Annotated in this window: 25 protein-coding genes; 17 read left to right on the forward strand and 8 right to left on the reverse strand. The window is 53.1% G+C overall.

What is annotated here, in order from left to right; translation table 11 throughout:
- Positions 1 to 51: 51 nt before the first annotated feature.
- The 7 genes from AB4O41_RS06320 to AB4O41_RS06350 all read left to right on the forward strand — a co-directional run bounded on the left by AB4O41_RS06320 (position 52) and on the right by AB4O41_RS06350 (position 6,401).
- A complete protein-coding gene (locus AB4O41_RS06320) occupies positions 52 to 756 on the forward strand; it encodes a murein L,D-transpeptidase catalytic domain family protein (RefSeq protein WP_460146717.1) in 705 nt (234 codons plus the stop codon).
- A gap of 147 nt (positions 757 to 903) precedes the next feature.
- On the forward strand, positions 904 to 2,697 hold the full coding sequence (locus tag AB4O41_RS06325; RefSeq protein ID WP_460146718.1) for a copper resistance system multicopper oxidase: 1,794 nt from the start codon (positions 904 to 906) through the stop codon (positions 2,695 to 2,697).
- Between the two features lie 10 nt (positions 2,698 to 2,707).
- On the forward strand, positions 2,708 to 3,574 hold the full coding sequence (locus AB4O41_RS06330; protein WP_460146719.1) for a copper resistance protein B: 867 nt from the start codon (positions 2,708 to 2,710) through the stop codon (positions 3,572 to 3,574).
- Positions 3,575 to 3,629: 55 nt separating this feature from the next.
- Positions 3,630 to 4,013: a copper homeostasis periplasmic binding protein CopC gene (gene copC, locus AB4O41_RS06335; protein ID WP_460146720.1), complete on the forward strand. Its 384-nt coding sequence runs from the start codon at positions 3,630 to 3,632 to the stop codon at positions 4,011 to 4,013.
- A 3-nt stretch (positions 4,014 to 4,016) separates the two neighbouring features.
- A complete protein-coding gene (gene copD / locus AB4O41_RS06340; protein ID WP_460146721.1) occupies positions 4,017 to 4,940 on the forward strand; it encodes a copper homeostasis membrane protein CopD in 924 nt (307 codons plus the stop codon).
- Positions 4,941 to 5,113: 173 nt separating this feature from the next.
- Positions 5,114 to 5,455, forward strand: a complete 342-nt coding sequence (locus AB4O41_RS06345; protein ID WP_460146722.1) for a hypothetical protein — start codon at positions 5,114 to 5,116, stop codon at positions 5,453 to 5,455.
- Positions 5,456 to 5,609: 154 nt separating this feature from the next.
- The gene (locus AB4O41_RS06350; protein WP_460146723.1) at positions 5,610 to 6,401 is read left to right on the forward strand and encodes a transporter substrate-binding domain-containing protein; all 792 of its coding nucleotides are present in this window, start codon (positions 5,610 to 5,612) and stop codon (positions 6,399 to 6,401) included.
- Positions 6,402 to 6,532: 131 nt separating this feature from the next.
- Here the strand turns inward: AB4O41_RS06350 and AB4O41_RS06355 are convergent, their stop codons facing one another.
- Positions 6,533 to 6,730 (reverse strand): hypothetical protein, encoded by a 198-nt coding sequence (locus tag AB4O41_RS06355; protein ID WP_460146724.1) that lies wholly within the window; start codon positions 6,728 to 6,730, stop codon positions 6,533 to 6,535.
- 514 nt (positions 6,731 to 7,244) lie between these two features.
- On the opposite strand from AB4O41_RS06355, the gene AB4O41_RS06360 reads away from it, so the two are divergent.
- Entirely contained in the window at positions 7,245 to 7,703 is a 459-nt protein-coding gene (locus AB4O41_RS06360; RefSeq protein ID WP_460146725.1) for a hemerythrin domain-containing protein, read from the forward strand.
- Positions 7,704 to 8,384: 681 nt separating this feature from the next.
- Here AB4O41_RS06360 and AB4O41_RS06365 read toward each other — a convergent pair.
- Positions 8,385 to 9,635 (reverse strand): relaxase/mobilization nuclease domain-containing protein, encoded by a 1,251-nt coding sequence (locus tag AB4O41_RS06365; protein WP_460146726.1) that lies wholly within the window; start codon positions 9,633 to 9,635, stop codon positions 8,385 to 8,387.
- Entirely contained in the window at positions 9,625 to 9,993 is a 369-nt protein-coding gene (locus AB4O41_RS06370) for a hypothetical protein (protein ID WP_460146727.1), read from the reverse strand. Before AB4O41_RS06370 ends, AB4O41_RS06365 begins: the two co-directional genes overlap by 11 nt.
- Before the next feature lie 537 nt (positions 9,994 to 10,530).
- Here AB4O41_RS06370 and AB4O41_RS06375 point away from each other — a divergent pair.
- Together AB4O41_RS06375 and AB4O41_RS06380 are read left to right on the forward strand one after the other, a co-directional pair.
- Positions 10,531 to 10,821, forward strand: a complete 291-nt coding sequence (locus AB4O41_RS06375) for a hypothetical protein (protein ID WP_460146728.1) — start codon at positions 10,531 to 10,533, stop codon at positions 10,819 to 10,821.
- Between the two features lie 449 nt (positions 10,822 to 11,270).
- Positions 11,271 to 11,687, forward strand: coding sequence for an exonuclease domain-containing protein (locus AB4O41_RS06380; protein WP_460146729.1), 417 nt, complete (start codon positions 11,271 to 11,273; stop codon positions 11,685 to 11,687).
- Between the two features lie 992 nt (positions 11,688 to 12,679).
- Here AB4O41_RS06380 and AB4O41_RS06385 read toward each other — a convergent pair.
- From AB4O41_RS06385 to AB4O41_RS06400, 4 genes are all read right to left on the reverse strand, one after another.
- Complete coding sequence (locus tag AB4O41_RS06385) at positions 12,680 to 13,150, reverse strand: Mov34/MPN/PAD-1 family protein (RefSeq protein ID WP_460146730.1); 471 nt, start codon at positions 13,148 to 13,150, stop codon at positions 12,680 to 12,682.
- Complete coding sequence (locus AB4O41_RS06390; protein WP_460146731.1) at positions 13,138 to 14,739, reverse strand: ThiF family adenylyltransferase; 1,602 nt, start codon at positions 14,737 to 14,739, stop codon at positions 13,138 to 13,140. The genes AB4O41_RS06385 and AB4O41_RS06390 overlap by 13 nt, the downstream gene beginning before the upstream one ends.
- 4 nt (positions 14,740 to 14,743) lie before the next feature.
- Positions 14,744 to 15,889, reverse strand: coding sequence for a CBASS cGAMP synthase (locus AB4O41_RS06395; RefSeq protein ID WP_460146732.1), 1,146 nt, complete (start codon positions 15,887 to 15,889; stop codon positions 14,744 to 14,746).
- A gap of 256 nt (positions 15,890 to 16,145) precedes the next feature.
- Positions 16,146 to 16,829: a Cap15 family cyclic dinucleotide receptor domain-containing protein gene (locus AB4O41_RS06400; protein WP_460146733.1), complete on the reverse strand. Its 684-nt coding sequence runs from the start codon at positions 16,827 to 16,829 to the stop codon at positions 16,146 to 16,148.
- A gap of 511 nt (positions 16,830 to 17,340) precedes the next feature.
- Between AB4O41_RS06400 and AB4O41_RS06405 the strand changes: the two genes are divergently transcribed.
- Complete coding sequence (locus tag AB4O41_RS06405) at positions 17,341 to 18,591, forward strand: hypothetical protein (RefSeq protein ID WP_460146734.1); 1,251 nt, start codon at positions 17,341 to 17,343, stop codon at positions 18,589 to 18,591.
- Between the two features lie 193 nt (positions 18,592 to 18,784).
- On the opposite strand, the gene parS is transcribed toward AB4O41_RS06405, so the two are convergent.
- The gene (gene parS, locus AB4O41_RS06410) at positions 18,785 to 19,177 is read right to left on the reverse strand and encodes a type II RES/Xre toxin-antitoxin system antitoxin (protein ID WP_460146735.1); all 393 of its coding nucleotides are present in this window, start codon (positions 19,175 to 19,177) and stop codon (positions 18,785 to 18,787) included.
- Positions 19,178 to 19,871: 694 nt separating this feature from the next.
- On the opposite strand from parS, the gene AB4O41_RS06415 reads away from it, so the two are divergent.
- From AB4O41_RS06415 to AB4O41_RS06440, 6 genes are all read left to right on the forward strand, one after another.
- Entirely contained in the window at positions 19,872 to 21,320 is a 1,449-nt protein-coding gene (locus tag AB4O41_RS06415) for a hypothetical protein (protein ID WP_460146736.1), read from the forward strand.
- Positions 21,307 to 22,110 carry a hypothetical protein gene (locus AB4O41_RS06420; RefSeq protein ID WP_460146737.1) on the forward strand — a complete coding sequence of 268 codons (804 nt, stop codon included), beginning with the start codon at positions 21,307 to 21,309 and terminating at the stop codon, positions 22,108 to 22,110. Before AB4O41_RS06415 ends, AB4O41_RS06420 begins: the two co-directional genes overlap by 14 nt.
- Positions 22,111 to 22,113: 3 nt before the next feature.
- Positions 22,114 to 23,697 (forward strand): coiled-coil domain-containing protein, encoded by a 1,584-nt coding sequence (locus AB4O41_RS06425; protein ID WP_460146738.1) that lies wholly within the window; start codon positions 22,114 to 22,116, stop codon positions 23,695 to 23,697.
- Positions 23,697 to 24,761 (forward strand): hypothetical protein, encoded by a 1,065-nt coding sequence (locus AB4O41_RS06430; protein WP_460146739.1) that lies wholly within the window; start codon positions 23,697 to 23,699, stop codon positions 24,759 to 24,761. Before AB4O41_RS06425 ends, AB4O41_RS06430 begins: the two co-directional genes overlap by 1 nt.
- 173 nt (positions 24,762 to 24,934) lie before the next feature.
- Positions 24,935 to 25,897, forward strand: coding sequence for an endonuclease (locus AB4O41_RS06435; RefSeq protein ID WP_460146740.1), 963 nt, complete (start codon positions 24,935 to 24,937; stop codon positions 25,895 to 25,897).
- Between the two features lie 231 nt (positions 25,898 to 26,128).
- A complete protein-coding gene (locus AB4O41_RS06440; protein ID WP_460146741.1) occupies positions 26,129 to 26,410 on the forward strand; it encodes a hypothetical protein in 282 nt (93 codons plus the stop codon).
- The last annotated feature ends 43 nt before the right edge of the window (positions 26,411 to 26,453 follow it).

Below are 26,453 nucleotides of genomic sequence, written 5' to 3' on the forward strand. Positions count from 1 at the left end.
GCTAGCGTCGTGCGCGCTGCTAGACTCGAAATTATCAGATGAGACTTGCATATGGCCCTAGACCGCTTCGGCTTTTTAATGACGGCCCTGTTGCTGACCGCTTTTACATTACCGGCAGCCTACGCCGATTCGCTTGAAGCCGCGCTGATCAAAGCGGCCCCCAATGCCAACGCCAAGGTGATTGCCTTGGCCGTACGCGCTTCCCAATGCAGCCGGGGCAAAAGTGCGGCCCCGGTTCAAAGACTAGCAGTCATCGATTATTCCCTGCCCTCGACCGCGCAACGTCTTTGGGTGTTCGACCTTAAACAACGCAAATTGTTGTTCCATGAACTGGTCGCCCACGGTCGCAACAGCGGCGAAAACATGGCCCGCCAATTCTCCAACCAGAATGCCAGTTACGCCACCAGCCTCGGCTTGTATCGCACCCAATCCAGCTATGTCGGGCACAACGGTTATTCGTTGCGCATGGAAGGTCTGGAGCCGGGTTTCAACGACAACGCTCTCGATCGGGCGATCGTCATCCATGGTGCGCCTTATGTCAGTCCCGACCTGGCACGGGCGAATGGCCGCATCGGTAGAAGCTTGGGCTGCCCGGCTGTAAGGCCTGCGATTGCACATCAACTGATCGACTCGATGAAGGATGGCCAGTTGTTGTTTTCTTACTATCCGGATCAGCGCTGGTTGAAGTCTTCTTCGTACATCAATTGCGGTAATGCCACCGTGGCGGACTCGGCCAGGCCGACTGGAAATCATTGAACACAGCGTGAAACTGTCAGAAATGTAATCTTGGCCTCAGTCTGCTGAAAGGCGCCGCCCGTTAGCCTCCACCTCATTAAGTGCTCTTCCCTCCGCTCAGGATGGACTTGAGGGCTTCATCAGGCTGACGGACGGGAACGAAACGGCATGCATTCCAACACCTCAAGACGCACTTTCGTGAAGGGTCTCGCCGCGGGCGGAGCCCTCGCTGGCCTCGGGCTATGGCGCACGCCGGTCTGGGCGATCACCAGCCCCGGCGAACCGAACGTGCTGGCCGGTACCGACTTCGACCTGTTCATCGGCGAAACCCCGCTCAATATCACCGGCAACCCTCGAACCGCCATGACCATCAACGGCGGCATTCCTGGCCCCCTGCTGCGTTGGCGTGAAGGCGACACCGTCACGCTGCGGGTGAAGAACAAACTCAAGGACACCACCTCCATTCACTGGCACGGCATTTTGCTGCCCGCCAACATGGACGGCGTGCCAGGCCTGAGCTTTCATGGCATCGAACCGGACGGGATGTACGTTTACCAGTTCAAGGTCCGGCAGAACGGCACTTACTGGTATCACAGCCATTCCGGTTTTCAGGAACAGTCCGGGGTTTACGGGCCATTGGTGATCGACGCCAGGGAACCGGAGCCTTTCCAGTACGACCGCGATTACGTAGTAATGCTGACCGACTGGACCGACGAAGATGCGGTCGGCCTGATGAGCAAACTCAAGAAACAATCGGATTACTACAACTACCACAAGCGCACTGTGGGCGACTTCATCCAAGACGTCAGCGAGAAAGGCTGGGGCTCGACGGTTGCCGATCGCAAGATGTGGGCCGAGATGAAAATGAACCCCACCGATCTGGCCGACGTCAGCGGCGCCACTTACACCTACTTGATGAACGGACAGGCGCCGAACACGAATTGGACTGGCGTATTCCGCCCCGGCGAAAAGCTGCGACTGCGTTTCATCAACGGCTCGTCGATGACCTACTTCGACGTGCGCATCCCTGGCCTGAAAATGACCGTGGTCGCGGCGGATGGCCAACACGTCAAACCGGTAAGCGTCGACGAATTCCGCATCGCAGTGGCGGAGACGTTCGATGTGATCGTCGAGCCGACCCAGGACGCCTACACGCTGTTCGCGCAGTCGATGGATCGAACGGGTTATGCGCGAGGCACCCTCGCGGCGAAGGCCGGGTTGTCGGCACCGGTGCCACCGCTGGATCCGCGACCGCTGGTGACCATGGACGACATGGGCATGGGCGGGATGGATCACGGCAGCATGGGCGGCGACATGGCGGGGATGGATCACAGTGCCACGCAAGGCATGACCGGCATGGACGGCGGTGAGATGCAGGGCATGGACAGCATGGCCGGGATGGATCACAGCAGCATGGCCATGGGCGGCATGGCCGGTATGCAATCCCATCCGGATACGGAAAAAGACAATCCGCTGGTGGACATGCAAGCCATGAGCACCTCGCCGAAACTCGACGACCCGGGCCTGGGCCTGCGCGACAACGGTCGCCGCGTACTGACCTATTCAGACCTGCGCAGCACCTTCGAAGACCCGGACGGCCGCGAGCCCGGCCGCACCATTGAGCTGCACCTCACCGGTCACATGGAGAAGTTCGCCTGGTCGTTCAACGGCGTGAAATTCTCCGATGCCGAACCGCTACGACTCAAGTACGGCGAGCGAATCCGGGTGGTGCTGGTCAACGACACGATGATGACTCACCCCATCCATTTGCACGGAATGTGGAGCGACCTCGAAGACGAGAACGGCCAGTTCATGGTGCGCAAACACACCATCGACATGCCACCGGGATCAAAGCGCAGCTATCGGGTCACCGCCGATGCGCTCGGCCGCTGGGCCTATCACTGCCATCTCCTGTACCACATGGAAATGGGCATGTTCCGTGAAGTTCGCGTGGAAGAATGAGGCCCTACCCATGACCAGACAGATTCGCTCTACCCGCCTCGCTTTGGCACTCGCTGGCTTCACGGCTTCTTCGGCCATGGCCGCCACCGACGACATGCAGGGCATGGACCACAGTCAAATGCAGAGCATGGACGACGGCCAGATGCAGCCCGCCGCGCCGACCCAAAGCCGCACCCCGATCCCGGTATTGACCGACGCCGATCGCGCCGCCGTCTACGTCAGCCCCGCTGGCCACGCCGTGCATGACACCGCGCTCAACTATTACTTCCTCGCCGACAAACTCGAGTGGCAGGACGCCGACGACGGCAGCGCGTTGGCGTGGGACCTGTCCGGCTGGATCGGCGGCGACATTGATCGCCTGTGGCTGCGCTCCGAAGGCGAACGCGTCAATGGCAAAACCGAAGACGCCGAAGTCCAGGCCCTTTGGGGCCACGCGATCAGCCCGTGGTGGGACGTGGTGACCGGTGTGCGCCAGGATTTCAAACCCGGCGATCCGCAAACCTGGGCCGCGTTCGGCGTGCAAGGCATGGCGCTGTACAACTTCGAAACCGAGGCCACCGCCTTCATCGGCGAAGGTGGCCAGACCGCCGCACGGCTGGAAGGTGACTACGACATTCTGCTCACCAACCGGCTGATTTTGCAGCCGACCGCCGAGCTCAACGTCTACGGCAAAAACGACCCGCTACGGGGGATCGGCTCCGGGCTGTCCAACACCGAAGCCGGCCTGCGATTGCGCTATGAAATCCGCCGGGAATTCGCGCCTTACATCGGCGTGACCTGGAACCGCACCTACGGCAAAACCGCCGATTACGCCAGGGACGAAGGCGAGGACCGCAGCGAAGCCCGCCTGGTCGCCGGCGTTCGGCTGTGGTTCTAAACGCTTCAACTCAAAAACCTAAAAAACAACCGCTTAAAGCGGTAAGAGGCCTTGCATGCGCACCATCAAAACCACCGCTGTCGCCATCGCACTTTCCACCGGGCTGCTCATGAGCGCACTCGCTCAAGCCCATCCGAAACTGCTCTCCTCCACCCCGGCCGAAGGCGCGGACGGCGCAGCACCGAACACCATCGAACTGCGCTTCTCCGAGAATCTTATGACCCAATTCTCCGGCGCCAAACTGGTCATGACCGAAATGCCCGGCATGGCCCACTCGCCCATGCCAATGAAAGCCAAAGTCTCCGGCGGCAGCGACCCGAAAACCATGGTCATCACCCCGCTCTCGCCGATGCCCACCGGCAGTTACAAAGTCGAATGGCGTGCAGTGTCTTCGGACACTCACCCGATCACCGGCAACGTTACGTTCAAAGTGAAGTGATGGATGAGCGACTCGGTCAGCATTGCCCTGCGGTTTGCGTTGTATGTGGATTTGATGCTGTTGTTCGGGGTGGCGCTTTTTGGCTTGTACAGCCTTAAAGGGCAGGAGCGGATGTCGGGAGCAGTATTGCCGTTCCGGTCGATGTTGGCGGGGACGGCAGTGCTGGGTGCGGTGTTGTCCGTTGCCAGCATGCTGATGATGGCGAGTGCCATGAGCGGGGAATCGGACTTCGCCGAACTGCGTCCGCACATCGAGATAATGGTGTTTGAAACGGACGTCGGGTTGGCCTGTGTGCTTCGCCTCGTTGCGTTAGTCGTCGCTGGTTTAGCGGTGATGCTCCGCGCGCCTGGCTTCAGCTTGTGGGCCGCGGCTTTTGCCGGCGGTATCGCCCTCTCCAGCCTGGCCTGGAACGGACATGGCGCGATGGATGAAGGCAGTCGTCGTGATTGGCATTTCGTGGTGGATATTCTGCACTTGCTGGCGGCTGGAGCCTGGCTTGGGGCGTTAGTAGCGTTTGCGTTGATGGCGAAGATCAACGCTCTGCAAACCGAAGCGCGTATCAGGTTGCTGGCCCGCGCGGTTAATCGATTTGAGGTGATTGGCGCTGTCATCGTGGCGCTCATCACGGTGACGGGGGTTGTGAATTATCTGTTCATCGTCGGGCCGAAACTGGATGAAGTTTTTCTCAGCACTTACGGGGTTTTGCTGTTCATCAAAGTGGTGCTGTTTGCCGGGATGCTCGTGCTTGCCGCGCTGAACCGGTTTCACCTTGGACCGTTTCTGGAGCGGTCGTTGCGGGACGGGCAACACCGGGAAGCGGCGAATGCACTACGGCGCAGCGTGGTGGTGGAATTGGCAGCGGCGGTGTTGATTGTCGGGCTGGTGGCTTGGTTGGGGACGCTGAGTCCGGAGATGGACGCTCTGTAGAGAATGTAATCAGGGAAACACTCTCTACAGCATCCGATGACCGGCCATAGCCGCCAGTGGACAGGATGAGGGGCCTTTACTAGCGTCTAACCACACCAGATTTCAAGCCAGAGGGTTCAACACCCAAGCGCCAAGGTGAAAAAGAGGCGCACTTATCGAAAAGGAGATCGAAAATGGCTGAAGTAATGAAGGTAGTGGATGTCGAGTTAAAAATACTTAAATCAAACCCACCGCAGCTACACATATCGGCAATTGGCCTTGTGAGTTCTGCTGGATGGACAAACCCGAGATTGGAGCCACGGGTTTATATTCAGTTCCCGCCTGACGGCATTCAAGACTTCGACTTTGTGGCTGATCCGCCCCAAGGAACTGTTATACAGGTCATCCTTCCCATCGACGCATCAAAGCTTTGGAAAGAGCCACCACTCGATAAACTCAAGGGAGTAAGAGTCCACTCTGCTAGCAACTCGATTGAAGCGCATCTTAAGAGTTCGAAGTCCTTGGCTTGTGGATAAACAACTCATGTAGAGGGATACGTGTCGGGCCTTGCCTGACACGTATCATGCGCTGGAGTGCATGGGGTATTGGGACAGTAGATGACAGCCGAGAAGTGCTTTCACTACACTGGCTTTCGCTTGAACCCCACTCCATCACAAAAGCCCGATAACAATGAAAACCATAAAAAGCACAATGATGCTCTGTGGCCTGCTCGCGTTAGCCAGCGGCGTTCAGGCAGAGCAAAGCCCTTCCCATCTCGATACCGTCCTGCAACAAGGCCAACTGCGGGTTTGTACGACCGGCGACTACAAACCCTATACCTTCAAAGGTGAAGACGGCGAATACTCGGGGATCGACATCGCCATGGCCCGCTCGCTGGCCGACAGCCTGGGCGTGAAAGTTGAGTGGGTCCAGACCACCTGGAAAACCCTGATGCCCGACATGCTCGCGGGCAAATGCGACATCGGCGTCGGCGGCATCTCCGTCACGCTGGAACGCCAGAAAAAAGCGTTCTTCAGCACCACGCTGGACGTCGACGGCAAAATCCCGTTGGTGCGCTGCGAAAATCAGACGCAGTACCAGACCATCGAACAAATCAACCAACCTTCGGTTCGTCTGGTCGAACCGGCCGGCGGCACCAACGAGGCTTTCGTTCATGCCTTCCTGCCCAAGGCGCAATTGCAGCTGCACGACAACGTGACCATCTTCCAGGAGCTACTGGATAAGAAGGCTGACGTGATGATTACCGATGCGTCGGAAGCGCTGTACCAACAGAAACTCAAACCGGGTTTGTGCGCGGTTAACCCGACGCAATTTATGCAGTATGGGGAGAAGGCTTATCTGTTGCCGCGTGATGACATTAGTTGGAAGTTGTATGTCGATCAGTGGCTGCACCTGGCCAAGGTGACGGGCAATTACCAGAAAATTCTGGGGCAGTGGATTGCGGTACCAGAGGCGAAATAGCCCGCTGCTATTCATTCCATGCAGCAGTTGGCGAAGCCTGTGTTCGATTGCGCAGCAGTCGCAAAATCAGAACTCGCGATGCATCAGGCAGATCACGCAACGGCGGAAGCATTTCAGCCGTTGCGTCATCTTTAATCGTGCAGCAAGCCTGAGCTGTATTCATTGAAGCTGTTGCCGATAGCGCTCCCGCCAAGGTTTAACTTGTTGGGGCTATGGCCATCGAACTGTTGGCAGGCTTCTGAAAAACACGTGCTGGTGCTCATGCCCGAACAGGCGCTCAGGAGCACTGCACTGGAGATCATCACGACTTTGAAGAGGTTCGAGATCATTTTTCAGTTTCCTGTGGGGTGGAAGTGGTGACTCGATCTTAGGTGGTCATCCTATGCTGCGAGCCTGCCGAAGCTGATGAAACATTGCTGAGCGACAGCGTTGGTTCAGCATCCTTGTTTTCTCTGAAGCGACCCACACTCGTTGTGTTCGCTCAATGGCGGCTCTGTGCGGGAGGCCTTCGGATGTCCCCCTAGCCGGCCCCTCAGGCACGAGTTGTCTGCGTGCGATCATCCAGGTATGAATCGCGTCGATTTTGGGCGCTGCCTTTTCCTTCCGTTTCGCTGGCGGATATCCGGCAGATCAGATAATGCATATAAACATAAACTTGATATTTCAATTTTCTCCAAGGGCGACAAATTTCCTGAGGTGAGAGCTTTGTGCTCGCCTATACTAAAAAGGTTAAATCGTACTGGCGAGTGCTTTTGACAAGATATTGAAATTTAAAAGTGCAGGTATTCTTGAGAGGTGCTGGTTAAAAATATTTTTCTGTGATGGCTTGCATGAGGATTTTACATGAACGTCTTATTGAAAGAACTTCAGGCTTATCATCATGAAGTGGCTATGAAAATTACTCGGATCAAAGAGTTGCTGAAGAAAATAAGGCATGAATCCGATGGGGCTGATGACTGCAAGCTGTTGTTCAAGATGCTGGAAGCCTTGCATGGTGATGCAGAGCGACACCACCATGAAAATGAAGAACTTATTCGGCTGGCCTTGCTAGAGACTGAGGCGCCGATCCACCAACGGGTCAAGGATATCGAGCGAGATCATCAGGCATTTGGGCGCATTGCTGGACAGCTGAAGATGTTGGAGGATACAACTCAGGAAACGAGAGTAATTGCTGACACTATCAATGACTTCATCGAAAAATATTACGACCATATGGCCGCTGAGGAAAATATCTTCTTTCCGGCGTCAGATAAGTGGCTGTCAGACAACCAGTGGCAGGAAATCAAGCGTCAATGGCATTAATTGGAGGTCACTACTTAGTACTGACCTCACTAAGTAATTACGCGGACTCCACGTATTAACTTACAGGGGTGTCCGTATATTGACGGCTCCTCGTTGCAAGTCCCTGCGCTTTGACGCCTGTGCCGACTACACAAAGATCCAAGGCTATTTACCAATGGCCATACAGGGAAAGCGGAATGGAAAGAAAAATCGGGACACCCAGTTAGCCGGTCTCGTGCCAAGTCGCTCAATCCCTCCCGTTCCTGTGCTCATTCTCTCAACTACCTCAGCAAGACTCACCTGAGCTCCGCCAGCCCAATCCTGATAAACTCCCCACCTCCCAGCCTCACCCATTCCAGAAACGCCAATGCCCCCAATCACCGCCACACCCGCCCCGCTCTCCCGCCGCTTCTCCGTCGCCCCGATGATGGATTGGACAGCTTAACCAGTAAATACACCGCCTACAGACCATATCGTGTGTAATCGATGTGTAATCACTCATACACCGGCAGTACACCACTCCACCACCTCCCATTCGACTAGACTGAAGCTGATTGGACAGACCGGCAGCGCCTAGCTCCAATTCCGGGCATTATCGACAGGCATTACTGACTGAGCGAAAGGTCGAAAGGTCGAAAGGTCGAATGCATCTTGACCTCGGTTGAGCCTGCTCTATGCACCGTTTCTGTTCAGCGTGTCTCATCAAGCCAGTGGCTGTTCTTTCTGAATAACCCTAGGTTGCTCAGGGGCAAGAAGTGGGAACGCCTGATCCTGATCATACTCTGTATAACCTTTGACTCTGGGGTTGCCAGGCTTTGCCGTGTACCTCGCGGCAACACCGAAAAGCGCAGCTAGGATCTGCAAGATGGCCTCAATCAGCGCTATCGCCTCCTCGTGAGCGATCTCCTGTCTAACCTGAGCCCCGGTTTTTTTCACTTTGAGTTTGAGGAAAGGCGAACTGGCAGTGTTGGCTGGGACGAAGTACAGATAGATCCAACCACGGTTGACCCAGTAGCGCTGCTCTGCGGGATTAGACTTGCCTTTATTCGTTGGATTTCGCTTTGAAAGCTCCGCTTGTAACTGTGGAAGCATGCGCGGCTCATATCTGATGCCTTCTTGCGCGGTCAGTTTTTGAAATGTAAAGCGAGCTTTTTTCAAAGCCTTGCCAGAAGTCACACGCCCTTCAAATTCATAAGCAATTCCCTTCGGTTGGCCTTCGGTGTCGTATCGTAGGTGGACGTAGACTCGTTGCCTCTTTAAAGCACGGACAAAATTGATAATGTCACCGTTACGCTCTCTGGTACTCTCAATACAAGCTCCAACCTTTGCAGCAAGCCGGGATCTGTAGGGCATTGTGCGCGCCCTTGCAGCCCCTTCGACTTCCCGACTGCTGACAGTGATGTTCCAGCTTTCTTCTGGTCTAGGGGCCTTTCTGAGGCCGAACATATCTTCGATCTCGCTAACCCCTTGCATGTTTCCTTCATAACTATTTTTGTCACTAACCATCGGAAAGCCCAACTCGTAACTAATTCGATTTGCAACGATATGAACGTGTTCATTACCTGTATCAGCATGAAGGACTGATGTGTACTTGGTGGTGTTCTTGAAACCCATCAGTTTCAGGTAATGTCGTACAGCTATCTTCCACTGCGCGGGGGTGAGTGACTCACCAGCATCCAGCGAAAGAACCGCATGAAAAATTGGCTTCAAATTTCTCTTTGGCTTTCCTTGCTCGCCTATCTTTAATTTTGTAGCGATATCCATGTCGAGGATCATACAACTTAGATTCTCCACACACCCCTTCTGTATCCCGACCTCTGGGCAGAAAGCTAGGCAGTTGGTATCAATTGTTTTGATATTGACAATGTCATGGTCGTGCTTTTTTCCTCCATAAACATATTTGATGCGATTGGCGCAGGAGCCAGTGGAAGATTTTAGGATCTTACCAATCATAGCCTTCTCCCTCCTCGCCTTTACCACCAAGCCTAACTTTTTCCAGCTCGCCAAAAACATTCATCGCCACGTACATAATCTTTTTAATTAGCACTTCTTTTTCTTTGTCGTCCATGATCATCTGGGCAAGCTCAACGAGATGCTCGCTGGCTTTCTGGGCCTGAGGAATAATCACGTATCTGCGTTTGGGCTTGGTATTGATGACGTAGTCCCTTACGAAAGCTCCAGCCGCTTTGTAGCCCGATTCCTTGAGACGCTCATCGAAAATAGCTCGCTCATCAACGCTCATGCGGATCAGCAGACTTTTGTCTTTCTTAGCAGGCTTTATTGGCTTCGTAGTGAGAACTTGGTCACTCATACTGTACTTCTCTTCTTATCGAGATTTTTCTATGTTTTATTATCACTCTTGGAGCAACACCCAGCGCAACCCCCACAAGGGGGGTGAGCATCAGAGTATTTCACACGAAATTGACCGTCGGGTATATCACCGACATAACTTGTTTCTTGTATAGCTCTAGAACAACGCTTTTTTTGCCCCCCTTTAAGTAGCGCGTATATCATTGTTACGTCTGGCCCAATACGGGCCCATAGAGTATCAAGACAAGCCCGCGCAGGCTCAGTAAAGACCTGTATTGGCTCAAAGAACGCCAAAATCGGCCGCTAGAGAGACAGACAAAGAAGCTAAACGTCCCCTAAAGCTCGAAAAGTGATCTGACAGGTCTATCCGTAATAAACATATAGACGTGAATTTCGAGTCGACTCCCTGCGTTCCTTATCTTGCAAGCAATGTAGCTACCAGCCGCAACCAACCTCTTCATGGTGTACGGAGTGGATTCAATTCTTTCTCCACAGGCAGACTACGAGTAACACAATTACTTGCCACTGGAGCTGACGCATGCTGCGAGATTCAACAAAAGAAAGAAATTTTGACCTAGCAACCGTTACCGTCCACCAAATGGACGAATGGATCGAAGCGCGTCTGTGTACCTTAGAGTCGAGACACGACGATCACGGATTTATCGAGGTCGACTCTATTGAGTACCAACAGCTAAAAGTCTTCAGTGCTCTACTCGAGAAAATGGCATTGGCGACATATTTCAACTCACCGACCATTCTCGACAGCCTGGAGCGCCGTCGCATGCGTTCCATCCAACTGTGTTCAACAGACTCCTTAGGGCCCGTCTGAGCGTTACAACGGAACCCTAACGCCTAGTCGCGAATTTGATGCGATACAGCGGTGCTCTGCATTTGCTGCGCGCGCTTCCGTGCTCGTAGGTCTAGCAAATTTCAATCACAGGCATGGCGTGCAGGTTCATACGACTCCCGACCGACAGGCCCAAAACAAACGGTAGAGTCTATGAGCTATAACCCTCCGGCTAAGACATCTGCCTGGGGTGGGTAACTACCAATCGTTCGACCCTTGTTCAATCCACCGGCAAGGTGATCTCAAGCCCCAATCCACACAGCTCGAAGGTGCCGTTGATTGGAGTAGCTGAGAGCGACTAACCTGAACCGATCCAAGCGAGGCCATACTTGCCATGAGCATTGAAGCAAAACTCCTTCATCTCCAAACAATCCAAAATCTTCTCGCGCCATACCGCTACCTCTATTGCGTAGACCTTGAGGCGACCTGTGATGAGGGTTGGCGAGTCGGAATCACCGAGGCCGGTCGCTGTCGTTCCTGATCAGATGGAAACGATTGAGATTGGCCTGGTGGTGATCGACCTTGAAACGCTTGAGATCGTCGATGAGTTCCAGCGTTTCGTTCGACCGCAGATCAATCCCATCCTCACCGACTTCTGCAAGCAGCTCACATCCATTCAGCAAGCGGATGTGGATGTGGATGTGGATGTGGATGGTGCTCTGACCTATCGAGAGGTTGGCGAAGAATTACGAACGTTTGCCACGCGTTATTCGGATGCGGCTTGGGCGTCATGGGGTGACTATGATGCAAGGCAGCTTGAGCGAGACGCAGGGTTTGCGGCTTGCCCTTCCTCACTCGAAGGCTTTGCCCCATTTCAACGCCAGGAAATGGCATGCAGGGTTATATGACAATCGACCGAAATCACTTAAGCAAACGGTAGAGTCGTTGGGATTGGTTTGGCAGGGTACCTATCACCGAGGGATAGACGATGCTAGAAATGTGGCGTCCATCGTTAAGGAGATGCTTAGCTAATTAGATAGCCGGGCCTTAGGCCCGAACGGGCGACATCAAAAAATCCGTCTCAGGAACCACCTTTTAGTAAAGCGTGTGTCCCACCTAGGCGGGCCCCCAAATTGAATCGCGTCCCTCCAAGTGCAACCCCGTGATGGCAACATCATCAAGAGTCATCGGCAGCACCACATGAGCTGGTCTGTCGAAAGGACTCCCAGAGGTTAATGCACTCTCGTGCCAAGCTCAGCACATCGTGAGACTGGTCGTTACTGGTTACCCGGTAACTGCACTTTAAGACTTCACCTCCACCATCTCCTGTGAACCATGTCGAGGTTTGGGTTTGCCGATCCGTGACGGACGGCTGATGGCCAGTACGCATAGAGCGCGTGAGTTTGCAGTGCTTCAAGCCATTTGCCAGATCTGCACAGATTTTGAGGGCCTGATGAGAGTCAATGAACGCATCAATCACGCGCGCGCTCACACATGAGTCACACTCGTGTAGGGCCCAGTCTCTAACGTGATAGCAATGGATAAAAAACGACATTACGTCATCGAAATATTCTTGCTCATCGTGCCCAGATGATGAAAAGAGGCCTGCATACTGACGCTCAATCTTATGCAGATAACGCCTAGCTCGATCAAGTTGCTCCATCATGTCCTTCAGCCATCTATACGCGATTTATGAGTAAGGCAATAGCCTTGGGATAGGCTGCAATACGCTGAGAGCCGCTCTTCTAAGCAGACAGCCGACTTCTCTGATTAGATAAATGAGTAAAGGGGGAGAAATCATGACCCATTCTGAATTCCCAAGTGAAGCCCTGCTTCCCTGCCCCGTCACAATGACCGGGTACTTATCATCGAATAACAAATAAATGTGCGCCGGCCAAGGTCATTCCTCAAGAAAATCCTGACGATTCCCTCGCGCATGCATCAGCTCAACATGCAGGTTTTGGCGGCCTACGATGACTGCCAACAACGGACGGCGATCAGCGCGATTTTGAGCCAAAACCTGCCACTCGGTGAGATCGATGTTCGAAGGACTCGGAATTTCCTGCGGATGGGTATGCCACTCCCCGATGTACCTCACCAGCCCATTGCTCTCCTGCCATCGCCTGTCAGCCAAGCTCTTATGCCCGTAAATCATTCGCTCGAAAAAATAGCGCAGTCGACGATCCTGCTGAGTAGGCTCGCTCGCCTCTAATACCTCAAGATGCTTTCCACGCACGTGGCCAAGGAGAATGCCTCCAGCTTCCGTTCCAAAGTCACTCTGGATGTGCCGCTCAAACACTTCCAAAACGTTCTGACTGAAATATACAAATTGCTCATCTTCCGGGCCTCGCCACGTTGTCAAGAACCGCATGCTGGACACCCTGGACGCTTCAGTACTGTGCAGTCTGCGGAAGCAGACTCGTGGGTTCGGCTCAACAACCGAGTAGATAGACCTGGCCAGTTTTTTCGACCAACCCACGCCATGATGGCATCAAGGCCAAGTGCGGCGGCTTGCATGGATACGGAGGCTGAAAACGGGACGTAAGGCCCCTCACAACCTTCGCCGGCGAAGAGTGGTTCTACCCCACCCTCAATGGCCATAAAATCCCCGCGATACTCATAGTCGCAAAGGCAGCGATAGCAACCTTCCGAGGGGTGTGTACCGATGTAGGATCGGACAGCCACACCCGCGCCCTCGATCCAGACATGCAGTAGCGGAGCCTTCTGAGCGTGCCTTGCAGCGAGCCACTGCCCTAACGCCTGTTCACCTGTGGCATCGATCAGCAGATCGAAGCCTTCTAGGTTGACCTCCCTTGCATCTAAGTCGATGGGGCGTACATTCGAGGCCGGCATTGCTCGCTTTATTTCGTCAGCCAGTGAGGTTGCCTTTGGTAGGAAGCTTTTATCTGCGCCCAACCGATGACGTCCAATATTCCCTGGTTCAAGGATCTGTTTGTCAACCAACATTAGTTCACCACCGGCTGTGCCCGCACCTGCCTTGGCGAGCATCTCTCCCAGATATCCCCCTATTGTTCCGCACCCCACCATAGCAATTCGCTTGCCAGCCAATGTAGTTTGGCCGGGGATATTGCGCTGGGTCACGTAGGCGTCATCAATCCGGATCAGCCGAAACCGAAGTATCTCCACATCGTAGATCGGCAGACGCTGGTCGCTGGACGATCCGCGGGGGATCTTTTGAAGGCCTAGCGTTGCGAAAGCGTATGGCATTGAGGGTGAGTTAACGACGACCAATGCAAACTCCCACCCCTTCCGATAGGCTTTGGCGATGCGCGCTTCAATTTTACGACGGCAGGCGTCGTCAAGACGCCCCTGCCACTCAAGCAGCTCTTTCACAGTTTTGGGTGGCCAAGCGTCAGGCGTTGGTCTGGGCACGGCTCGCGTAGTCACCCTGTCGACCGTCACAGCCAATTCTCTCAACTTACCCGGCAAATGAGAAAGCTTGGCCAAGGTACGCTTAGGGTCATCGCTAATAGCATACGTCCCGCCCCCCTCCAGCAGAATGCCCTCACCCGATTGTCGCGAGTTGACGTCGACGTAGAACGGTTCACCCGGCCAATAAGCAAAGAATTCCTCAGCCAGATCATCGACACGCTCGCCCGCCATAATCTGATCTAACACCCGAGCGGCCTGCTCTAGAGCCGCTAAGGTCTGCCCGATAGGGTCGAAGATGTCGACCACGGCAGTCGCTTCAGCGATGTAGCACAGGAAGCCCCCTACCCCAACATGCGGGGCGATTGGACGCAAGGAATCCGGTACTGGCGTCAATTGCACCAGCGGAAAGGTCTGAAACGATCTGTCGATCAATGCAAGACATGGCACCTCACCGAAGCGCGTAGCAAGAGGGCCCTCAACGAGCAGGGACGCAGAATCTAGCTGCTCCTCACACCGCTTAAACCCAACCGATCTCAGCGATGCAAGCAGTTCTGGGATGACGCTCATGGAGCTACCCCGCTTTAGTGCGCTTGACGATTTCCGATGGGCCTCGCTCAGGTGGGATCGCTGCCATAACCGCTGGCATCGGCTGCGCTAGCTGGTCGCTGATCAAGTCAGGTCGATCAGGGAATCGATCTCCGAGCATGCTCCGCATCCACACGCATGCCATATCTTTACTCGCGCTTTCAGCAGTAGCGGCATCCAAGTATGTTCTCAATGTTTCGAATTTTGCCGCCGCCTCCTCAACGCCTTTTTCACCAAGCGCATCTGTCAGGTTTACCTTGGAGTCAATCGGACTTTTAACGCCCTTGCGCAAAGCATTCGGAAGGCCAGCAACGACATGCAAAAGAGCTAGGTCGTCACGTTTGTATTTGAACTCAAACAGCGGACAGGCTGCGGCCATCAGTAAGATCGAGCTAGGCCCGCCTTTATCCCATTGATTGTCTCGAAATGCTTTGATGTAACGAATCACGCGACGTAGCTGCTCTTCCTTGTCCGAGATCTCAAGCTCGAACCATTCTTTCATCTTCAAGGGATCGGACGTAATCCATCCGTCTTCACAGGCGAGCAGGATCTTGTCAGAGGGCAGTTTCTTCCAAGAATCCAGTTCCGAGTTGACCGCAAACGCCTTCATAGCCGTGTAATTACGCGCCTCCATGCTTTCCTGGATCATCTGATATTGATCATCTGGGATGGCGTACAGCGGAAGGTCGATATGAGCGAATGTAGAGATTTCCACACGCATACATGTGGCCTTGGAGTAAAGCTCCCATCCTTTCTCTAGGCAGAGAGGTTCAAGCACATCCCACACAGCCGCCCGGAAATCTTTGATCGCCATGCTCGGACGATTCTCTTCCTTCACGATGCTCATGGGCAGATAGACACCGTCATCGAGATCGGACTGCTGGGGAGGTGTCTGACACGGTCGATTGAGTGTTTTGTAGGCCCAAGATCCTTGAATGAAGAACTTGGGGTTGCACTCTTTGCCTTCGTATCCCCTGGCTTTCAAAGAAGCAGGTAATTTTTTGCGCAGCGCTTCGCGGACGTCCGCTCTTGCGGCGTTGATGTCGTTCTTCTCGCCAACGTCGAGGTCGAGCCCCTTCAAAAAGGTCATGTGCTCATTGGTGCTGTACAGCAGCGGGCTGAGGTTTGGCATGACGCCACTCCTTTTTCAGTTAGGGCCTTCAATGGTCAACAAGCCTCGTCGGCTTGCAGGGGCGCCCGGCGTCCAGCTGACATCACGCCAAGCTAAATCAAACTCCCGCCCTGCCAATCCTTCCCTAACCTCGAGCGGATCGTCGATTCTTCAGATAATGCACAGAAACGGTGGCGGTCTGGATCCAATGATGCCATCACCAACATATAGATTCAAGAAACAAATAAAACACTACATATAGTGTTATTAGACATTGTTAGCCGCTTGCTTTGTTGTCTCCGACTGCGCTTTGCTCAGGCCTCTCAAACGATATGTACCCCGCCGTATTCAAGCCTTGATTCCAATTGCGATCGGTGAAATAGACGCCTTCCATGGAAACGACGCCGTCTTCGTCACGCACTTCAACGCGCGCAGCGCCGTTGTGTCTGCTGCAATCCGAGCTCTTGGGATTACTCGTGAGGTTCTCGTAGATGTAGTTGAGTTCTATTGTTCCATGCTGCCAGTCACGCTTTACGCTCACGCACACGGTACTGGACTTGGAATAGCGGTCATCTACTTCGAATTTCATGCGCACCCGGAAGAAGCGAGAGAAGATTTTCACCGTTCCCTGTTTCGACACCTTGTCCTCGACGTCCAAGTTCCCTCTCAACCGCTCTATCACCCCCCAATTGGATTGAAGATTGACACGCCATTCCCCGTCGATTGGGGGAAAAAAAGTTCTCACGATCGGCAGCTTGCAGATCCAAGGAAAAATGAAGGATTCACCAATGATCAAAAAAGCGAACCCCGCAAGGCTTGAAGCGCTCGAGAGAGCGCGAAGAAGACTTACTGGCTGGGTCAGGAGGGTTGCAAGGTCGTCATAGTGCAGAAAGGCAAATATCGCCAGCGTGATGACCAGGAAAGCGAGGGCTGTGTTTTTGATTCCTATCACTTGATACATGCTTACTCCTTGTGAGATCGCCGTTGGCAACTGGCAGCCACATAAGCAACGGTTAGCAGTAGCTGGCCCGCTCAAACAGTACACCGGCAAGATGTGCTGTGCAGCAATATCAACGAGGGGATAGCCGGGCCTCGTAGGCCCGATCGAGCAACAATTATCATAGATTTCACATTTCCCCGCAGCTTAGCTATGGGCAAGCAATTCCTCGGACGCAAATAATTTGAACACAACCTCCCCTCTCACCGCCCGCGAGGTCTGCCAGGTGCTGACGGAAGTCACACACGGCAAACGCATCATGATGCGAAGCTCCGTCTACCGCACTGAGCCAGAAATCCTGAAGGATGCACTTAACTCTGCAAACAAGCAGACCACGCTGATGAAGCTACCGGAGCTTCGTCGACGTATCGTTACGGCGCTAGCCCACCACTTTCACATTCTCCAAACTCAAGCGTTTAAGGCCTGATAGCGAAGCGCTATTCTCCCTGGCTATACCTCTTCGGATTGCATTGCTATGGATGACGCGCTGGTGGTCTTTTCACGGAAAGGCCTCTTCCAAACTCCGATTACGGCTTACGAGATTAAAAGCCGGGAGCATTATCGAAAGATGTGGCCCTTGGTCACTGCGGACAAACCCCACCGTCTCGTAAGCTGGGTGAGCCCTTGTTTCAATGATGATGGAAAGCTGAAAACACGCAGCTATTTCAGAACGTACACCGGCAAACGCGGCGTTCGAGCCGCGGACTATTTCGACAGCCAGGAACAGGCTCGACAACGTCATATTGGCGAAAGCGAGGAGCACAGACGAGCCAAGCAGCTGATAGCCGATGAGCTTCAGCGCCGACTCGACGCAGGGCTGGCCATGCCCTGGTACTACAGGGATGAAACGATCAGCCAGTTTCACCTGGCCGGCAATCTCCTGCTCGGGGCTAATGGCGTTACCCAAGAACAGAGCATCAAGACACCGTTTGGCAACTCCTATCGCCTTGATGTGGCGGTGCTCGGCAAGCCCATTCTTCGGCATCCGATGGTGCTGGCGGGTATCGAAATTGAGCTTGGCCACGCATTTGATGGGCGAAAGGCTCTGGCTAGTCGCTCAATGGGCTTTTCACTCATATCCATCGACATCACCGACATGAGTCTGGATCAGCTGACACCGCAATGGGCCCGGCAGGCGCTGACAGCAACGAAGTCCAGCGATGATGAGGGCCGACGCAAAACGTTCATCTACCTGAATGACCTGCTCTATCCACTTTATGTTCAGTTGCCCTCTACGCTGATCGAAGGGGATGACTTCCGGCACCAGTTCATTGTATTTGCCGCTGATGAGCACCTGGAGCGGGTAAAAGCGACCCTTGCCAAAGTCAGTTCGGCACTCGGGCTTCAGAGCCCTACGGTTCTACTTGGAGTCGTCAACGGCAAAAGCGAGTCAGCAGCCAAGCAAGTTGCCAACCTCGGCGACATCGCGGGGCCGGATTGGCGTGAGTTCCACGAGCAGCGATGCCTGACGATCACCTTGGATCGCCCCAGGACACCGCAGGACGTGCCGAGCCACCTCATGCACATTGCCATCGCCGCATTACTGGCTGGCAAGGGTAATGCCTTGGTGGAGTATAAGAATCGGCTCGGTATCATTAACCATCGTCCCGAAGAAGACGTCTGGAATGAGTATCGACGTGGAACCTGGCACCGTACCTTGCCCAAACGTCTTGCGGAGCCATTCCAGCGTTACTTGGCAGTGATTGACCAGCTACATAGCCAATAAGCTCCATCCCTATCGGCTCTGAGCGGGATGGCGCAAATCGGGGCCATCTCAGCGAGCCTCGTCAGCACGAACCTCTACTACTATCTGTCTTGGACGCATCCGCTTAACGAGGTAGATGGAGCCGGGCAAAGCCCGAAAGAGCGATTGCCAAAGAAGCTTTAGCTCCGTAGCCCAGCATGGTGCCTTGCGAAACTCACACAAGAACACCCCTTTCCAGGCGGCCAATAAGGTCGAGCACAGCGTTCGTCTCCACCCTCGTACTTATCATATCCAGTGGACGCTTCGAACCAATCCCACGAACGGGCGTGCTCATCCATTCCGTTGCAGTGGCGACATCGTTTTCGAACAGAGAGAGGGCTTCTTCAAGGACACCAATCAATGCGACGAGGCGGTCGCTTTCTACGGTGTTAAACCGCCCTGCTTTCGCTCTACGCGCCAACGTTGCGGGCGACACGCAAATAGCCTTTGAGATAACACCTCGCTGAAGCTGCAGAAGGCTCGCTATCCGGTCGAAGAATTCAAAAGGCAGCCCTTCTCGAATTAGGTCATGAAGCGTGGTACCGCGTGATGGCAGCCCGAGGATCATCCAAATGCTCCGTGGGATCTGAGACTCTGGTTGGTATTCCTTGATCGATGACAGCACCTTCACCTCCATCTGAAAAACCTACGACTAAGCCGGGCCCGCTGGCCCGAACCAGCGACTTGTCCATTGCCCTCTGCGTAGGTCTATCAGACACAGGACAACGTGATTTCGATGGGTAGCGTAGTCATCCGAGTTTAGGCGTCTTCGTGACTCCCAAGAACTGGTATGCACCGCTTTGCTCCTTCAGCCTTTCCATCTCGCGAGCCTCCTCTCGACCATGTCCCTGACGAATAACTTGTCGAGCTTGATTCAATTAAATGGAACGAGCGCAGGTATCAAAGCGAGGAATAACCGTTACAGGAGTCTTCCACGGAAAGAGCAGCGCCCAATGCCGTTAGTGGCTGGAGGGATCACCAGGTGCGCAGTAGCCCTTTTTAATCGCTTTCGTCCGATAGCAGCCACAGACCGACCGCACTCCTTGCATTTAAATTTTCACATAGCCATTATTCCGCCATCTTGCCATTCGGCACCAGATTGACTAAGGATCGTGGGACAAATCATTGCGCGCAGGCTCTGCATCGAGATACGAGTACGGCATGCATATGCCTCGAGATTAGCCGTTCCCTTAGCCAATATCTGACACCAACACCAAAATCAGTCGCTGCTGTCCATGGTCACATAGGGAAGGGGTTGGGGCGTGCTACAGAATATTTTTGGCTGGTTCAGGGCTAGCAACAAACAGCATAAAAGTGAGAACCCTTTTCTGTATCCTCTCGATCTTGATGATCTGAAAGCAGAACTTAAGATTGAGTACCATGCCAAACGCCTCGGGGAGCTTGGCCTACCAAACGACGAAAAGCTCACTGGCCCCGAAGCAGCAATTAAAGGTCGGCTCGAAAACGCCCGGCGCGACGCGTTGTCTTGGGCGACACACCGACTCAAAACCATCCACAACCGTTTGGCAGAGCTAGATATCACGCCTATCGTCAATCGATCTCGTCAGGCGGATGAGGAGTTTGAACGCCAGGCAAATTCATTACTGTCCGAAGAAGAGGCGGCTTTAAGATCTACCCATCAAGCAGCGGTGACAGCTCTCAGAGAACTTGAACAGTTCAAGACCGAGCACAGGCGCAACCGAACCGCGAAGACGCAGTCTGGGGCGAAAGTCTTTACGCTCTCTATGATACTAGTCTTGATGACGACGGGCGAGGCCGCTGTTAATGCCAAGCTTTTCGCTGCTAGCTTCGATGGCGGCTTCATGGAAGGCGCTACCTGGGCGTTTGGTCTCGCAGCGGTCAACGTTGCATGGAGCTATTGCTGGGGACGGTTCTGCCTTCCGAATGCGCTACACGTAACCGCAGCTCGCAAGATTTTTGGGTGGTTTTCAATTATTCCCGCATTTTTTGGAGCAGTTTTCATAGGGCTTGTCACCTCCCATTTTCGCGACGCGCTATCTGCGGGCGCCGATATTGGCTCGAACGAGGCAGCTAAGATAGCGCTCGCTACGCTGACCCAAACTCCATTCCATTTTGCAGATGCTTTCTCGATGTTGCTGTTCGGCATGAGCGTAGGCTTCGCAATAGTTAGTTACTTCGATGGCTTCTACTGGAAGGATAGTTATCCTGGTTATACCTACGTCCAACAGTTAGCTGACGAAGCCGTCGACGCTCATGAGGCTGAAGTGGAAGAGGTACGCGCCAAGCTGAATGACCTCAAAGAGCAGTACCTAAGCCAGCTCGACAGTGACAGTGTTACGGCCAAGGATCATGTCGTGAAATACGCACACGAAATCGAGGAGAAGCGAGTCACCCAACAACGTGTGCAGGCTCTCTTGCATCAGGCGGAGAACCTATCGAGCTCTCTCATCGCACTCTTCCGCTCTGAGAACGAGATCTATCGTAAGGGCACCCCTACCCCAGAATATTTCAAGCAAGGGATTTTGTTCCAAAGCATCACCTTGCCTGATTTCGATACGGCGCCGCAGGAGATGCAGCTCGACCTGCAACGAGCTCTGCTTTCCAGCTTACACAGCAAAACTGAAGGGATTCGTGATCGAATCCAATCGTCGTTCATTAGTAAATTTGATCAGTTGAAACCGTTCCGCAACCAGATCAACAAGGAAGGTGAAATCAATGGCCAGGCGTAGTCGAGCAGCTCAAAAAAAGAAAAGTCGCGAGCTCATTGCTGCCATTGTAACTGGTGTAATTGTGGTTGCGGTTATATCGTGGTTCGTATGGGCATATACCGAAAGGGACATCGCGCCCGATAAGACTACCCTTTGCCCAGCCTCCGGCCCATTAGGCCACTATGTCATCTTGGTCGATAATACAGACCCATATCGCTTAATACAGCGGGAAGTATTTCTTCAGAAAATTAAAACGCTCGCAACGTCTAAAATCCCAGAAGGTTACTTAGTATCTATATACCTACTTGGCGCCGATTTTACACAGAATGTTAGGCCTGTTTTTGAGAGGTGTAATCCGGGCCTCGGCACAGACAAGACCGAGTTCAATTCAAACGCCCAGCGCATTAAAAAGCGCTACCAGAGCGGGTACATCGATCCATTACTGACAATGGCAGACTCACTTCTGCTTAAGGAAAGCTCGGCTCAATCGCCAATTTTTGAGATGCTGAAGCTTGTGGGCGTAGGCTTTGAGCGCTCCAATGTTCAAGGCCCGCGTACGCTGATCATGTTCTCCGACATGATACCGAACACAAAAGAGCTAATGATGTACAAGGGCATCCCGGACTTCACCGTTTTCAATACGACTGCTTATGGCCAGATCTCTCGCTCAGACCTCAAAAATGTACGGGTTGAAATTGAGATGCTTAAAAATAAGCCTGAAATTCAAACTGGAAAACTAAGACTGTTTTGGGAAAGCTATTTTGACAACTCCGGCGCGACCTTGGCGTCTGTCCGTGGCATGGAAGGATAACCAGTGAGATCGCTAAAAATACTCCCGCTTTTTATTGTTACCTGCACCCTAAAAATCGGGCTTGCTGTATTGGCCTGGTATGTACAGAGTATGTTGATACTTGGATCGATAGTCCCGCTTTCGTTGATGATCTTGTACATATTTATTGGCTACCGATACCGCGAATCCGTAGTATCAGATGAAAAATTTGCCGACTCCTGTTATTACCTAGGTTTTATTTTTACGATTGTATCGATCATCTTGTGTTTAGCCGACTTACCGAACATTGGCAGCGAAATCTACATTATCGCGGCTCGATTCGGCGCGGCGATGATTAGCACCGTACTTGGCCTCTTTGTCAGAGTGTGCCTAGTGAGTTTCAGACCTACCCTGGAGGATGCAGTCCGGAACATGGAGGATCACTCCGTCGAAGCCTCAAGAAGGCTTATCGATTCCTATCAACGCTCCTTCGATGAACTGGAGCAGTTTCGCGGTGAAGTGGCAGCCGCAGCCAAAGAAACAGTGCTCAGTGTCACAAAGGAAATCCAAAGCATCACTGAGCAGACCGCAAAACGCATGGACGAGTTTTTTGTAGAAGTATCAACGAGAAATTCTCAGGCGCTAGCTGAAATCATTGAGGATGTCAGGAGCACTACACTGGATCTCAAAAAGGCGGTAGATACGTACACTAAGGCCGCCACCGGCTCTGTCAGTAAGGTGGACAAGGCCGTCGACAGTTTCGCATCAGGTGTGGTTGAAAAGTTGGACAGTATCGATTTCCCACAAGATTTGTTTTCAAGAAAACTCGATACAGCTATTCATGCTCTCAATGGATCTACCGATGCTTTGACTCAAGGCGTGACAGCAATATCTGGCCAAGTGCTTGATGCGGCTAGACTGGTGGAAAAAAGCATCACCAAAATTAACCTCAAGTCCGACTCGATCACCAATACCCTAGAGGTAGCTGAAAGAATTTCGACCCAGCAAAAGGGACTCCTCGAAATCATCGAAGACCGAAACGAGGACATGATCAAAAACCTTCGCGCACAACAAGAGCAAATCGTTAATGCTCTCGATCACCAGCGTCAGGCCAATACTGAAGGGGTCTCGAGACAGCTCGATGCATTGACTGAAATCTCCGGCACATTCCTGGAGATCGGCAACACTCTGAAAGCGGTTAACAAGAGCGTAGCTCTATCGACCGATCTATCTGCTCAGATCAAGGACGGCATCGTTAGCTCCGCCCATGAGGAAGCGTGTTCCCGGTTGGCCTTACATGAAAATCTGGCCACCCTGGAGCAAGCAATCAAGGCAAACCTCGACAATACTGCAGATCTTTCGGCGGATAGAAAAAGCCTGATTGAAAGCCAGGAAGCCTATCAGACGCGCTTGAGCGAAACCCTCATCGAGATCGACCGCGCAGCCTCGGCTAGCACTGAGACTCTTCTAGCGGCTCAAGCAGTGCTAATCGCGACGCCATCAACGGCTCAGACCGAACCGCCTATTCACCATGTCGAGCCGGCAACAAAGGATCTCGAGGGTAACCAGTTTTCAAAAACGTCTGACCAAGCGAAGGGTTCGTGGTTTGGACGTAAGGAAGCCCCCTAATGGCCGGCCAGAAGAACGATCAGGTATTCCAGCTTTCGCTTACAGAGCTCGCGTTCATGATTTCGTTTTTACTCATGCTGATATTGGGGATGATGGTGTTCAAAACCACCAAGGAAAACGAGTCCCTTAAAGCATCTATCGAAAGTAGTGGTGATGCTCAGCGGCAAACGGAGTTGCTGACCCAAATTAGCCAGGCCCTCAAAACACAGCTGCAGGCTGCGGGCGTAAAAAAGCCCGAGGATACAATCACGAAGCTGACCCTAGCAGCAGAAGCCAAGGCCGAAACTGACCGTCTTAAAGTTCTCCTTGAGGAGAAAAACAAGGAGGTCACAGCCCTCATGGAAATTGATAAGGCTTTGGCCGAAGTACCGGACGAAAAGAAAAAAGATCAGGCCAAGGAAGTTCTTAGGCAGGCTATTCTGACGCTTGCAGATCTCAAAAAGGCCCTTCAAAACCAACAGGATGAATCAACGGGCCCGTTGAGTAACGAAGCCATCATCACGAAGGTTCAGGAGTTGCAGCAGACCAAGCAACGTCTGGCCGACGTTTTGAAAGTGAAGGTAAGCGACCTCGACGGTTCCAAGATTGAAAAGCTAGTGAGCGACGCCACTGCATACGGTGAGTTGCAGAAAAAAGACGTCAACCCGGCTCAACTGAAGAAGGAAAATAGCGACCTCCAAGGCCAGATCGCTTTCCTTCAGCACAAGCTTGATGCCAGAGGTGGGATGGACTATCCACCTTGCTGGGCGGATCCAGTCAGCGGAAAAATCCAGATGCTGTTCTTTGTCGAGCTAAATGATACTGGCCTGGTGTCGTCACCGGACTGGCCGGAATCTAGGAAGCAGGATGCCATGGATCTTCCAGGCATCCAGTCAATCTTGGCCAAGCAGACTTATGGGTATGAGGAATTCTTGCAAGCGGTACGCCCCATCTTTGATATGAGCAAAGCTAAAGGTTGCCGTTTCTACGTGCGTATGAAAAACAATGTCACCACAGGCGTTGAATCAGATCGTAAACGCCGTTCGATTGAAAACCTTTTTTATAAACAGGAAATGCGACGCTGAGATAATGAGATCAAGTGCTGGTTTGCGCGATAAGAGATCCTTTTTTTATGGATCTATACGTGGATCTAGTTACCAGTGGCCACGGCCAAAGGCTAGTAACTTTCCTTTCCAGCTGCCAGTGGAGGCGCTTGTTTCACGTACTATGCGCAGCTTAATTTGCCTATGCCTTTCCCATGAAAAGAATACTTCTCGCTGTAACGCTGTCTCTGTCAACCGTCCTGCCTGCCCTTGCTGCACCACCCACCAGCTTCACTGAAGCCAAAGTCGTTGCAAAGCAAAAGATCTATCTCGACCAAGCCAACAGTTCCATGGGCGAGTTGTATTGCGGCTGCAAGTGGACGTGGGTTGGCAAATCAGGTGGTCGTATCGATGCTGAGTCATGTGGCCTTAAGGCCAGAAAGCAAGAAAATCGGGCAGAACGAACTGAGTGGGAACACATCGTTCCTGCGTGGACATTCGGTAACCAACGCCAATGCTGGAAGAACGGTGGTCGAGAACATTGCGTAGACGATGATCCTGTTTTTCGAGCAATGGAGGCCGATCTATTCAACCTCTATCCTTCCGTAGGTGAGGTGAATGGCGACCGTAGCAATTTCAATTACGGCATGGCCTCCGGGGTAGAACCTCAGTATGGTCAATGCAAGACTCGGGTTGATTTTGATCAACGCGCTGCGGAACCGCGTGACGAAGTCAAAGGGCTAGTCGCGAGGACAACCTTTTACATGTTCGATAGATATAAATTGAACATGTCTCGTCAGCAGCAACAGCTACTGATGGCCTGGGACAAGCAGTACCCGGTTTCGTCTTGGGAGAAAGAGCGAGATCGACGCATTGCAGCAATCATGGGGCATTCTAATCCATTCGTAACTGGCGAGCGTCGATGGTCGCAAGGGTACAAGGCGGTTGGTGACGGGGTAGTTAGCGTCATTCCTGTTAATTCCCTGCGAGCAGCACAGCCTACCCTCGCGAGCGTGACCGGGACAGGTGTGATCATCGGTAACCGGAAGAGCCAGGTGTACCACCTCTCAATGGGATGCCCTGGCTATGGTCAGGTGTCTGAAAAAAATCAGGTCTCCTTCACGTCAGAATCTGAGGCCCAAGCGGCAGGATATCGAAAGGCAGGCAACTGCAAGTAGTTGCTGCTTGTTGAAAACCGGTCTCGCGAAACCGAAACCGATGCCGAAACCGATGCCGATGCCGATGCCGATGCCGATGCCGATGCCCAACATTAGGCTGAGACATGCGTCCGGTATTTGCTATTTTCATTCATAACGTCATTCACCGCAGACGGTTGGAGCTAGGGCTTAGACTCCCGAACTCCCTTCAGCCAATGAGCCAATTGCTGACTGCCAACTAGGAGTAACAAATTGCTTACCCGTCCCGACAAAGACGCGCTCCGTGCAATGCTGGAATCGCAAGTTCAAGAAAAACTACAGCACGACCCAGACGCGGTAACGACTTATGCAGCAAAGCCTGTACCTGAACGAAAACCGTATACCAGCAAACCCACGGTTCAGGACAAGGCATTTCACAAAGAGCTCGAGCAGATGCGTGCAGATTCCGAGGCTGGAGTGATACATACGCCTAAGCGCGAGCCAGAGGACGGGGGTACTCCTAGCCTTAGGCTTGATGATTATCCGGATCTGTAAAACGTACCACTGAGAATCTACAGGCAGGAGCGGCTTGCCGGTT

This window comes from Pseudomonas sp. S2_A02 (assembly GCF_054668495.1).